Source organism: Tundrisphaera macrotermitis, assembly GCF_051175315.1.
Lineage (GTDB): Bacteria > Planctomycetota > Planctomycetia > Isosphaerales > Isosphaeraceae > Tundrisphaera.
This window is the reverse complement of record NZ_CP195100.1, coordinates 2692071-2704749: the sequence shown is the minus strand read 5'-3', so window position 1 is coordinate 2704749 and position 12679 is coordinate 2692071. Positions and strand designations below refer to the sequence as shown.

Genomic DNA, 12679 nt, shown 5'->3' with positions numbered 1-12679 from the left:
GGGCCCGATCCCCGACGGATTCGCCGCATGCCCGTATCCCTGATCCTGGCCTTGTTCCTCGCGTTCGGGACCGAGTCGATCCTGCCCCCCGCGCCCGTCCCCCGGGGCGAAGTCGGCGCGCGGGTCGCCGAGGTCGCCGGCCTGGTCGCGACGGCCGGCCTGGTGGCCTTCGCCTTCGCCCTGGCCGTGCTGATCCGCCTCCGGCTCCGGGGCCGCCCGACCCAGGGCGTCCGCCGCCTCTACGGGGCCGGGTCGTGGGCCGTGGAGGCGATCTGCCTGGGCGGCTATGCCTATGCGGTCGTCGGCCGGAACTGGACCGGCGTGGTCCGCACCGGGATGGGGACCGGCGACACCGTCCTGATCGACGAGTTGCTGGTGATCCTCCCGTTCGTGCTGGCCCGCCTGGCCGGGTGGTGGGGCTTCTACCCGGCCGACCGGGCGTTGCGGCTGGCCCGGAACCCGGATCGGCCCGCGACCGGGGTGGGGCGGCACCTCCTGCTCCGGGCCCGCCAGGCTCTGGGCATGGTCCTGCCGGCGTCGCTCCTGTTCGCGCTCGGCCAGGACCTGGCGCGGGTGATCTGGCCGGCCCGATCGGCCGACGCCTCGTTCCAGCTCGGCCTGATGGCCGCGATGGGGGCGTTGACCCTGGGGCTGGCCCCGGCCTTCGTCCGCCTGAGCTGGCCGACCCGCCCCCTGCCCGCCGGCCCTTTGCGCGACCGCCTGGAGCGGCTGGCGGCCCGGTTCTCGTTCCGGTACACCGACATCCTGATCTGGGAGACCGACGGGGCGGTGGTCAACGCGGGGGTGACCGGGGCCCTGCCCTGGTTCCGCTACGTCCTGCTGACCGACCTGCTGGTCGAGTCGCTGGACCCGCACGAGGTCGCCGCGGTGTTCGGCCACGAGGTCGGGCACATCCGCCATCGCCACCTGTCGTTCTACGGGTTCTTCCTGGTGGGGAGCATCGGGACGCTGACGCTGGCCAGCGAGATGGTCTCCGACCGGATGGTCGGGATCGTCGGCGGGGCGGCGGGGATGGCGATCCAGGCGGGGCTGGTCCTGTCGGTGGGCGTGGCCTATTTCGCGGCGGTCTTCGGCGTGCTGTCGCGGCGGTTCGAGCGCCAGGCGGACGTGTTCGGCTGCCGGTCGGTGTCGTGCGATCGCCCCGACTGCCCGCCGCATCCCGATCCCTACGCCCGGCCGGCGGACGCCCCGCTGCCGGCCGCCGGGCCGCTCTGCCCGGTCGGCATCCGGATCTTCGCCAACGCCCTGGCCCGGGTCGCCGCCCTGAACGGCCTGGACCCGACCACGCGGTCCTGGAGGCACGGCAGCATCGCCGCCCGGATCGCGTTCTTGGAACGGCTCGAAGGGAAGCCCCGGGCCGAACGGTCGTTCCAGTGGGGCGTCGCCCGGCTCCGGATCGCCCTGGCCGTGGCCCTGATCGCCGCGCTGATCCTGTCGTATCAGACCGGGGCGATCGAACAGCTGGGCCCCTGATCGCCGGGACGCATCGGCCCGATCGGGCCCGGACTTGAGGAAAAGTCCCCCGACCCGCCTTTGAGGGCTGGACGGCCTGTGGTATAGTCCCGCCGCTCGCACCGCCAGGATCGGCATTCAGGATGATGGACATCGCGACAGGAGGTCGCCCCATGCCCAAGTGGACCATCCGCGTCAAGTTGATCGCCGGGCTCAGCCTGGTCGTCGGGATGATGCTCACGCTGCTGGGCGGGGCGGTGTTCAGCCTCAGCGCCTTCCACGACAGCAACCTCATGCTCACGGACCTGCTCCGCGAGCTGGGGGCTTCCAAGGAACTGGTCCGCCACGTCGCCCGCCTTGAGGCGCCCCGCGACGAGTCGCCGGCCGACCGCACGGCCTTGCTGGCCGACGCCCAGGCCGCACGCAAGGCCCTGATCGACTACTTCAAGGAACTCAAGCAGAACGCCACCCGCCGCAACCGGGTCGACGACGGCCTGAGCGAGCGCGGGCTGGCCTTCGGCATCGACCACGACCTGACGGAGATCCTCGCCCGGCTCGAACCCGGCGAGGACATCCAGCCGGCCCTCCCCGGCACGGCGCTCTACGTCGGCCGCCACCCCGAGGTGATCGGCGGCGTCCGCACGACCCGCGACCGCGTCGACCGCCTGTTCCAGCAGGTCATGCAGCTGCCGACCAAGCTCCACGGCGACGTCTACGCGATCCTGCTGAACTCGAAGCGGCAATACGAGGCCGGCCGGGTCATCGTCTGGATCGCGGCACTGGCCGTGCTGGCCATGATCGGCGTGCTGGCCGTGCTGTTCAACCGCTGGGTCATGTACCCGGTCCGGCTCCTCCAGCGCGGCGTGCGCCGGGTGGCCCGGGGGTCGTTCGACGGCTCGATCGAGCTGCGGACCGGCGACGAGATGCAGGCGTTGGCCGAGGCCTTCAACGACATGACCGCCCGGCTCCGCGTCACCTATGCCGACCTGGAACGCCAGGTCCGCGAGCGGAGCCGCCAGCTGGTCCGGTCCGAACGGCTGGCCGGGGTCGGCTTCCTGGCCGCCGGCGTGGCCCACGAGATCAACAATCCCCTGGCCTCGATCGCCTTCTGCTCCGAGGCCCTGGAGAACCGCCTCGCCCCGATGCTCGCCCCCGGCGACCCGGGCGACGCCAAGACCGTGAACAACTACCTCCGGATGATCCAGGAGGAGGCGTTCCGGTGCAAGAACATCACCGAGAAGCTGCTGGACTTCTCCCGCTGCGCCGAGATCAAGCGCGAGCGGACCGACCTGGCCGGGCTGATCCAGGGGGTCGTGGAGATGATCCGGCACATGGGCAAATATCGCCACAAGACGATCGTCTTCCAGCCCCGCGAGGCGGTCCTGGCCCACGTCGACGGGCAGGAGATCAAGCAGGTCGTCCTGAACCTGGTGGTCAACGCCCTGGACTGCATGGACGAGAACGGGACGCTGCGGATCGACCTCCGCCACGCCGAGGGGATGGCCGAGATGGTCTTCGCCGACGACGGCTGCGGGATGACCCCGGAGGTCCTGGAGAACATCTTCGAGCCGTTCTTCACCAAGAGAAGGGTCGGCAAGGGGACGGGCCTGGGCCTGTCGATCACGCACCGAATCATCAGCCAGCACCACGGCGAGATCGCCGCGAGCAGCCCCGGCGAGAACCAGGGGGCGACCTTCGCCGTCCGGCTTCCGGTCCGCCCCCGCGACGGCTCCGGCAAGGCCCGCGCCGTCAAGGCGGCCCGCCCGGTGCTGGCCATCGCCGCCCACGACGCCGAGTTCGCCGAGGCCGAGGCCCCGGGGCGCAGGGCCGGCTGAGCCGCACACGAACACATGCAATCGTCCCGATCCAACCGTCGTTTCCACACAGGTGACCGAACCAGATCCGCCCGCCCGAGCCTCGGGCCGCGGAGCCCAGGGATGGGGAAGACCAGTCATGGATAAGACGCAACCGCACGGCGGCCTTCGACTTCTATTCGCCGACGACGAGGCCCACCTCCGCGAGCTCATGCAGATGGAGCTGCCCCGGCTGGGGCACGAGGTCACCGTCTGCCCGGACGGGGTGTCCGCGATCAAGGCTTTGGAAAAGGGCTCGTTCGACGCCGCCCTGCTGGACATCAAGATGCCGGGCTTCACCGGCATCGAGGTCCTGGCCAAGGTCAAGCAGGCCAGCCCGGAGACTCAGGTCATCATCATGACCGGCCACGCCACGGTGGACACCGCCGTCCAGGCCCTGCGGCTGGGGGCCTTCGACTACCTGACCAAGCCGTGCAAGTGGGCCGAGCTGGAGGTGCTGCTCGCCCGGATCGTCGAACGCCGCGAGCTGAGCAACAAGGCCACCGCGCTGGAGGCCCGGCTCAAAGCCGTCGAGGGGACGCCTTTGCTGGTCGGCGACACCCCGTCGATGCAGTCGGTCCGCCGCCTGATCGACACGATCGCCCCGACCGACGCCAGCGTGATGATCCTGGGGGAGACCGGCACCGGCAAGGAGCTGATCGCCCGCAACCTCCACGACAAGAGCAACCGCGCCGGGCACGCCTTCATCCCGGTCAACTGCGGGGCCCTGCCCGAAAACCTGGTCGAGAGCGAGCTGTTCGGCCACCGCAAGGGGTCGTTCACCGGGGCCGACGCCCACCGCAAGGGGCTGTTCGAGGTCGCCAACGGCGGCACCCTGTTCCTGGACGAAGTCGGCGAGCTGGACAAGAGCGTCCAGGTCAAGCTGCTCCGGTTCCTGGAGTCGGGCGAGATCCGCCGGGTCGGCGAGAACGACCCGTTCCGCGTCGACGTCCGGGTCCTGTGCGCCACCCACCGCGACCTCCGCGAGATGATCGAGACCGAGGCGTTTCGCGAGGACTTATTCTTCCGGATCAACACCTTCGAGATCCACCTGCCGCCGCTGCGGGAGCGCAAGTCCGACATCCCCGCGCTGGCCAAGCACATGCTCAAGCGATACACGTCGCGTCGGGGCGGGGCGATCGACACCGCCTTCACGCCCGAGGCGCTCGACGCCCTGATGGCCCACGAGTGGCCGGGCAACATCCGCGAGCTGGCCAACGCCGTGGAACGGGCCTCGATCCTCTCCGGCGGCGGCCCCATCACCCCGGAGCACCTGCCCACCCAGGGCCCGCCCCGCCGGTCGTCGCTGTCGGCCGCCTCGCCCGCGGCCCAGCCCTCGGCGGTCGCCGGGCCTCATTTCTCGATCCCCGACGGCAGCCCGACGCTCCGCGACATCGAGATGAAGTACATCCAGGTCGTCCTGGAGAAGCACAACGGCAACAAGCCCGCCGCCTCCAAGGAGCTGGGCATCAGCCTCAAGACCCTCTACAACAAGATCAACCAGCTCCAGCAGAGCTGAGCCGGCCCCGAAGGGATCGCCGGGCGGAGACGGCCCCGCCCGGCGTTCACGACACGAAGAAGCGGGCGGCATCCTCCCGGGCCGGTTCCGCCCGGGATCGGATCCGGGCCAGGTGCTCGGCCGAGGCCCGCGTGTTCGCCTCGACCTGGATGGCCAGGCGGCAGAGCGCCCCCATGGCCACGCATTGCAGGCCGGAGAAGAAGAGACCGCCGCCCCAGAGGGTCGCGAACGCGCCGCCCAGTGCATTGATGATCGAGGCCGCTGGTGTGGTCGGGCGAGCGGGCGGCAGGCCCGGCCGGGGCGGGTCGCCCAGCATCCCCGCCGCGAGCGAATAGAGCCCGATGGCGATGAGCACGACGCCCACGGCCAGCAGGAACATCCCGAGGCCCGTGAAGGCCGACCCGGCCAGCCCAGCAGCGGGTAACGTCCCTCGGGATCGCGATGGGAATCTTGCCGCGCCATGGCCCCCTCCCCCGCGTTGCTCGAATTCCATCGGGCCGCGCGGCCCGCTTCTCGCATCGATCGCGTTCATCGCCGCAGCATCGCCCCCCCGTCGCGCCGGGGCGGGTCGGGCGTCATTCGATCTTCTCCGAACGGGAGGTGAGCGGGCAAGATGGACGAAGCCCGCCGCGGCGAGCGGTGAGGTCGACGAATCCCGAACGAATTCATACGGAACTCATTGCATCGCAAGCGTCGGGATGGCTGACACAGCCCCCTCGCACCTTCCCATCCGCTCAAGCCCTTCCGGCGACACCCCCACATCGTCGGGGCCATCGGCGACCCTCCCAGGTCTCCCGCGACGGCCGCCAACGCCGGCCGATTCCCGCCGACCCGCCCTCCTGGCACGCCGTCTGCAACTTGTCCCGACGGCCGGATTGCGGATGCGACGCGCCCGGCGCGAAGTCGGGTCGCATGCCCCGATCGCGACGCCCGGGGGACGGGCGGTCATCCGGCCCGATGACGCCGCACGGACGGGCGGGTGAAGGCGGCGAATGGCCGATGACGGGCAGACGTCATCGGCATGAGGAGCCATCCCTTCGCGGCGTCGATGATGATGGCATCGACGGGAGGCGCCTTCGTGCCCGCCCATCGTTGCCGCATCGTCCACCCCATCATAAGTTCATTTTGGACCACATCTTTTTTAATCGGGCGGCGAGTCCCGGCTTGACGAGCATGCCGGGGAGACTTGGCGCGGAGGGGAGAGGTTGGATTTATGTCCTCAGGCTGGGGTCGATGGAGAGGGAAACGGGCCGCGGGCCATGGGGGCAACCTGCTCCTGGCCGGCTTGCTCGGCCTCGCGGCAATCTCGTCGGGAATGTTGATCAGGGAGGCGTCGCACCCGGGCAGCATCCGCCTTGGCTGGATCACGATCGACCGGCTCGGGGCCTCGATCTCCCTGCTGGTGGCCGTGGTCGGGGCGGTGACCTTCCGCTTCTCGCAACACTACCTGGCCGGCGAGCCCGGCCAGGATCGATTCCTCCGGCAGCTCGCCGCGACGATCGCGGTGGCCTACCTCCTGATGATTTCGACCAATCTGGTGCTGTTCTTCGCCGCATGGTCGCTGACGAGCCTGATCCTGCATCGTTTGTTGATCTATTACCCGGACCGCATCGAGGCCGTGAGGGCTGCGCGAAAGAGCTTCTTGATCAACCGGGTGGGTGACTTCGCCATTATCGGGGCGATCTGGGTGATCTGGCGTGTCTGGGGCACGCTGGACATGCATGTCTTCCTGGAACAGTCCACCCTGCCCCAATACGAGAACCCGGCGCAGGCGGTGGCCCTCCTGATCACCCTGGCCGCCCTGACCAAGTCGGCCCAGGTCCCCTTCCACTCCTGGCTGCCGGAGACGATGGAATCGCCGACGCCGGTTTCGGCCCTGATGCACGCCGGCATCATCAACGCCGGGGGCGTCCTGCTGCTGCGGTTCGCGCCGCTGGTGGCGAGGGAGCCGGCGGCCTTGATTCTCCTCTCGGCGGTCGGGACGTTGACGGCGGCGCTGGGGCTGATCGCGATGTGGGCCCAGGTGAAGGTGAAGCGGTCGCTGGCGTGGTCGACGGTGGCCCAGATGGGCTTCATGATGGTCCAGTGCGGGCTGGGGGCGTTCCACTCGGCGGCCATGCACCTGGTCGGCCACGGGCTCTACAAGGCCTGGAACTTCCTCCGGGCGGCGGACCTGCAGAAGCCGACGCCGCATGCCCCCGACCGGCCCCCGCTCCGCGCGTTGGGGCTGACCGCGCTGGGCACCGCCTTCGGCATCCCCGCCCTGTGGGTGGGGTCGAGGATCACCGGGTTCGATCCGTGGCGGTCGCCGGGCGAGATGGCCCTGGCCTCGATCGTCGCGCTGTCGATCGGCCAGTTCTGGGCCGAGTGGCCCGGCCGGGGGCTGCTGGGCCGGGTCGTCGGGGCCCCGACGGTGAGCCTGTTCCTGGCGGTGGTGGCCTGCGCCCTCTACCACGGCGCGGAGATCTTCCTGGAGCCGGTGCTCGGGGATCTGCCCTCCCCGCAGGGGCCGTGGGCCTGGGTCGCGGCGGCCCTGCCGGTGGTCGCGTTCGCCGGCCTGTGCACGCTCCACGCCTTCCTGCCGACCCTGGGGCGGATCCCCTCGGGGCGGGCCTTCCGGGTCCATGCCCTTCATGGTTTCTATTTCGGCTCGATCGCCGATCGGCTGGTGAGCAGGGCCTGGTCCCTTTTCGGGGCGAAGACGGAGGTGACCCATGTTTGAAGTCCTGGAGACCGGCAGCGAGGCGACCACGGCCGGCATCGCCGACGACGTGGCGCGGGTCTGCCGGCGCATCCCTCCGTTGTGGGACCTGACCAACTACGTGGCGGTCAACCCCTTCCTCGGCTTCGCCTCGCGGCCGATCGGCGAGGCCGCCCGCGAGATCAGCGAGGGGCTGGGAGCGCACGTCCTGCCCCGGGTGGACTACTACCGCGAGCGGTGGCAGGCCGAGGAGTTCGGCCCGGCCGACCTGGCCCTGGCCGCCGATCGCGCGGGGCTGTCCGCGTCGGCCCTCGTGGAGGTCCTCGAAGGCCGCGCCGAGCCCAAGCTCCGGCCCTCCGGCGAGTTGTCCAGCTTCGCCGAGCAATTCGACCGGCGGCACGGCACCGGGTGGGACGACGCCGTGATCCGCTACATCGCCCGCTGGTGCGCGGACCACGCTTCCGGGGGGGGCCCGTCCTGGAAGATCGTCGGCGATGCCGGGCTGTACCAGTCCTGGCGGGAATCGGCCCTCGTGGACCGCTCGCTGGAGGTCGCCGGCCTGGTCGGCTGGCGGCGCTGGACCCGGGCCCTGCCCGATCGGGCGGAGGAGGCGATCGAGGCGATGCTGGAGCGGCATCGCGTGACGCCGGCCCTGCGCGAGCCGTATCTCTACCGGCTGCTGGCCGGCGTCTATGGCTGGGCGTCGTTCCTGCGCCGCGCCTCCTGGCAGGAGGGGGACGAGACCTGCCGGGACGTCGCGGGGCTCCTGGCCGTCCGCGTCTGCTGCGACGCCGCCGTGGCCGAGCTGGCGAGGCCCGGCGGCGCCGCCCCCTCGCGGCCGTTCCGGCTCCCCGTCCCGACGCGGCAGGTCGTGGAGGACGAGGCCGAGCGGCTGGCGATCCAGGATGCCATGGAGGTCGCCTACACCCGGCGGCTGCTGGGCCGGATCCCCCCGGCCCCGGCCCCGGAGGAGCCGCCCGCCCGGCCGGCTGTCCAGGCGGTGTTCTGCATCGACGTCCGCTCGGAGCCGTTGCGAAGGCACCTGGAGGCCCTGGACCCCGGCATCGACACCTTCGGCTTCGCCGGCTTCTTCGGCGTGCCGATGGAATGGCAGGACGGGGGCAAGGGGACCGCGCGGTGCCCGGCGTTGCTGCAGCCCTCCTACCGCCTGGGGCCCGCCGAGCCCACCCCCCCGGCCAACGTGAAGGGGGTCCTCAAGCCGCTCCAGTCGGCGCCGGGCGCGGCGTTCACCCTGGTGGAGACGCTGGGGCTGGCGTACGGATACAGCATGATCCGCGACGCGCTGGGGCTGGTCCCCACGATCGCGAGGCGCGACGAGGAGTCGGCCCGATTCGACCTCGCCCCCGACGGCCTGGGCCGGGGCTTCACCCCCGAGGCTCGCCTGGACCTGGCCTGCTCGATCCTGAAGAACCTGGGCCTGCGGGGCCGGATCGCGCGGGTCGTGCTCCTGTGCGGCCATCGGGCCAGCGCCACCAACAACTCGCACGTCGCCGGCCTGAACTGCGGGGCGTGCGGCGGGCATGGCGGGGCGATCAACGCCCGGGTCGCCGCGGCGATCCTCAACGACCCGGACGTCCGGGCGGGGCTGCCGGCCCGGGGGCATCGGGTCCCGGACGATACCGTCTTCATCGCCGGGGTCCACAACACCACGATCGATGAATTCACGGTGCTCGATCCCGAGGGGATCCCGAACGGCCACCGGGCCGAGGTCGAGCGGCTGGGACGCTGGATGGCGGACGCCTGCGCCTCGGTGCGCCACGAGCGTGCGGAATCCCTCGGGGTGGCCGACGGCGACCCGTCGCTCCTGGAGCGGCTCCTGCGGAGGAGGAGCCGCGACTGGTCCGAGGTCCGGCCCGAGTGGGGGCTGGCCCGCAACGCCTCGTTCATCGCCGCCCGCAGGGCGCGGACCCGGGGCGTGGACCTCCACGGCCGGGCGTTCCTCCACGCCTACGACGCCTCGACGGACGCCGACGGGTCGGTCCTCAAGCAGATCCTCTCGGCCCCGGTGGTCGTGGGGGCGTGGATCAACCTCCAGTACTTCGCCTCCACGGTGGACAACCGGGTCTTCGGCTGCGGCACCAAGGCCCTGCACAACCGCCTGGGCACGATCGGGGTCGTCGTGGGCAACGGCGGCGACCTCCGCACCGGGCTGCCGATGCAGTCGGTCCACTCGGCCGACGGGCGGTGGTTCCACGAGCCGTTGCGGCTCCAGGTCATCGTGGAGGCCGGGCCGGACAAGCTCGACGAGGCATTGGCCTCGCTCCCCGCGGTCCTCGACCTCGTGGAGAACGGCTGGATGCGACTCTACGCCCTGGACCCGGCCGGCGGCGGGGCGTCGTTCCGATCACCGGGCCGGGGGTGGGAACCCGTCGCCGAGGGGGCCATCCCGGCGGCTCGGCCCGGACCGGATCGGGGCCAGGCCCCGGCGTGACCCGGCCCGCGGGGCGGCCCGGACTCGGGCCGCACCGGCCCCCGCCGCACGCCGCGCCGCCCGGGAGGGATCCGGCGGGCGGGGGCGGCGGGCCTCCCCGATCGGCGGACTCGGCACGCGAGAATCTTCAAGGGATCTTCACCCTTAAACCAAGGCCCGATAACCACTAGAGTTCGCGGGCCATCCTCCTTGGGCCTTTTTCTCGGCCGGCATCACTGATAAAATCGAGCCTTTCCTTCACCTAATGGTATCGGACTCAGGACGGCCAGGGCTCCTCGGGGCGGCCCGCCATGCCTCGGGTCCGGGCCAGGAAAAGGCACGATCCAGCCATGTCATCGATCGCCGGACACCCGCCCGCGACCATCTTCAAGGACCTGAAGGCCGGCCTGGTCGTCTTCCTGGTGGCCCTGCCGCTCTGCCTGGGGATGTCGCTGGCCTCGGAGGCGCCGCTGCTGTCGGGGGTGATCACCGGGATCATCGGCGGGATCCTGGTGGGGATGCTCAGCGGGACGGCCACCGCCGTCTCCGGCCCCGCCGCCGGGCTGTCGACCGTGGTGGCCGCCCAGATCCTCTCGCTCGGCTCGTTCCGGGTGTTCCTGATGGCCGTGGTCGTGGCGGGGCTGATCCAGATCGCCCTGGGCCTGGCCCGGGCGGGCGCGCTGGCCTCGTTCATCCCGACCGGGGTGGTCCGGGGGATCGTGACGGCGATCGGCGTGCTGCTGATCATCCAGCAATTCCCGCACGTCCTGGGGCATGTCCTCGACCCCGAGTGGAGCGGCGTGCTGCTCGAGACGAACAAGGCCCCGATCCTGACCCGGATCCAGGAGACCTTCGTGGGCATCCATCCGGGGGCCGCGCTGGTCGGGGTCGTGTCCCTGACGCTCATGGCGGCGTGGTCCCTGTGGCCCCCGCTGAAGCGCACCGGGATCCCGGCCCCCGTGGTCGCGGTGCTCGCCGGCACCGGGATCTCTCAGCTGTTGAATCAGATCGGAGGCGCCTGGGCCATCGATGCCGCCCGCCGGGTGAACCTGCCGGTGTCGGAGACGATCCTCGGCTATGCCCACCATCTCCACCATCCCGACTTCTCGCATTGGGCCAGCCCGGCCGTCTACGTCTCGGCGTTGACGATCGCGGCGGTGGCCTCGCTGGAGGCCCTGCTGAACCTGGAGGCCCACGACCGGATCGACCCGGAACGCCGGGCGTCGCCCCGGAACCGCGAGCTGCTGGCCCAGGGGGCCGGCAACGTGGCCTGCGGCCTGCTCGGAGGCATCCCGATCACGCTGGTCATCGCCCGCAGCTCGGTCAACATCACCGCCGGGGCCAAGACCCGGCTCGCCACGATCTTCCAGGGCGTCCTGCTGCTGGTCAGCATGGTGCTCCTGCCCCGGTTCCTGGACCTGATCCCGATGTCCAGCCTGGCGGCGATCCTGCTGGCCACCGGCGTCAGCCTGATCGGTCACGCCCGGGTCGGGCGGATCCGGAAAGAAGGCCCCGAGCAGTTCATCCCGTTCGTCGTCACGGTCGCGGCGAGCGTCCTGTTCGACATCATGGGCGGCATCCTGATCGGCCTGGCCGTGAGCATCGGCTACATCCTCCGCAGCAGCGTCCGCCGCCCGATGCGGAAGATCATCGAGGGGCACCTCGGCGGCGAGGTCGTCCGGATCCAGCTGGCCGACCAGGTCAGCTTCCTGAACCGGGGCGCCCTGGTCCGCGCCTTCGACGAGATGCCGCGCGGCGGCCACCTCCTGCTGGACGCGACCTCGACCGACTACATCGACCCCGACGTGCTCCAGCTGATCCGCGATTTCAGCGAGCAGACCGCGCCGGCCCGCGGCGTCGAGGTCAGCCTGGTCGGGTTCCGCGAGAAGTACAAGATGGAGGATCGGACCCAGTACGTCGACTACTCGACCCGCGAGATCCAGGCGGCTCTGACCCCGGCCAAGGTGCTCAAGATCCTCAAGGACGGCCACGAGCGGTTCCGCACCGGCCGCCGCCTGACCCGCAACCTCGGCCGCCAGGTGCTGGCCACGGCCGCCGGCCAGCATCCCCTGGCCATCGTCCTGAGCTGCATGGATTCCCGATCCCCGGCCGAGCTGATCTTCGACCTCGGCGTGGGCGACATCTTCGTGGTCCGGGTCGCGGGCAACGTCACCAGCCGCAAGATCCTGGGCAGCGTCGAGTACGGCGTGGCCGTGGCCGGCGCCAAGCTGATCGTGCTCATGGGACACACCCGCTGCGGGGCCGTGACCGGCGCCGTGAAGCTGATCCACGAGACCCGGTCCATCGCCGAGGCCACCGGCTGCGATCACCTGGAACCGGTCGTCACCGAGATCCAGAAGGCGATGGCCGACGACTCCGCCAAGGACTTCGACCGGATGACCGAGGCCGAGCAGAAGGCCTACGTCGACGACGTGGCACGCCGCAACGTGGTCCGATCGGTCTCCGTCATGCTCCAGCAGAGCGGGACCATCGCCAGGCTGGTCCAGGAGGGCAAGATCGCCATCGTCGGCGCCCTCTACGACGTCAGCAGCGGGGACATCGAGTACCTCACGGTCGAGGGCCAGGCCTGACCCCATCGTTCGCGGCCGGACACCGGCCATTGGGTTCGTTTCGGCGGCCGGGGCCGCGCCGGCCGCCCGCCAACGCAAACCCTTTACCAACAGACAGATAAACCCACAAAC

7 protein-coding genes are annotated in these 12679 nt (G+C 70.9%); 6 read left to right on the top strand and 1 reads right to left on the bottom strand.

Translation table 11 applies throughout. The annotated features are described in order from the left end of the window. Positions 1 to 27: 27 nt before the first annotated feature. The 3 genes from TA3x_RS10875 (at position 28) to TA3x_RS10865 (ending at position 4845) form a co-directional block, all read left to right on the top strand. A complete protein-coding gene (locus TA3x_RS10875) occupies positions 28 to 1494 on the top strand; it encodes a M48 family metallopeptidase (RefSeq protein WP_435021080.1) in 1467 nt (488 codons plus the stop codon). A 152-nt stretch (positions 1495 to 1646) separates the two neighbouring features. Then, on the top strand, positions 1647 to 3308 hold the full coding sequence (locus tag TA3x_RS10870) for an ATP-binding protein (RefSeq protein WP_435021078.1): 1662 nt from the start codon (positions 1647 to 1649) through the stop codon (positions 3306 to 3308). A gap of 118 nt (positions 3309 to 3426) precedes the next feature. Further along, a complete protein-coding gene (locus tag TA3x_RS10865) occupies positions 3427 to 4845 on the top strand; it encodes a sigma-54-dependent transcriptional regulator (RefSeq protein WP_435021076.1) in 1419 nt (472 codons plus the stop codon). A 46-nt stretch (positions 4846 to 4891) separates the two neighbouring features. Here TA3x_RS10865 and TA3x_RS10860 read toward each other — a convergent pair whose 3' ends face one another. Next, positions 4892 to 5224, bottom strand: a complete 333-nt coding sequence (locus TA3x_RS10860) for a hypothetical protein (RefSeq protein WP_435021074.1) — start codon at positions 5222 to 5224, stop codon at positions 4892 to 4894. 936 nt (positions 5225 to 6160) lie between these two features. Between TA3x_RS10860 and TA3x_RS10855 the strand changes: the two genes are divergently transcribed. The 3 genes from TA3x_RS10855 (at position 6161) to TA3x_RS10845 (ending at position 12568) form a co-directional block, all read left to right on the top strand. Beyond that, positions 6161 to 7567 (top strand): proton-conducting transporter transmembrane domain-containing protein, encoded by a 1407-nt coding sequence (locus TA3x_RS10855; RefSeq protein WP_435021072.1) that lies wholly within the window; start codon positions 6161 to 6163, stop codon positions 7565 to 7567. Next, positions 7560 to 9998, top strand: coding sequence for a putative inorganic carbon transporter subunit DabA (locus tag TA3x_RS10850; protein WP_435021070.1), 2439 nt, complete (start codon positions 7560 to 7562; stop codon positions 9996 to 9998). Before TA3x_RS10855 ends, TA3x_RS10850 begins: the two co-directional genes overlap by 8 nt. A 329-nt stretch (positions 9999 to 10327) precedes the next feature. Next, positions 10328 to 12568: a bifunctional SulP family inorganic anion transporter/carbonic anhydrase gene (locus TA3x_RS10845; protein ID WP_435021068.1), complete on the top strand. Its 2241-nt coding sequence runs from the start codon at positions 10328 to 10330 to the stop codon at positions 12566 to 12568. Positions 12569 to 12679 lie beyond the last annotated feature (111 nt).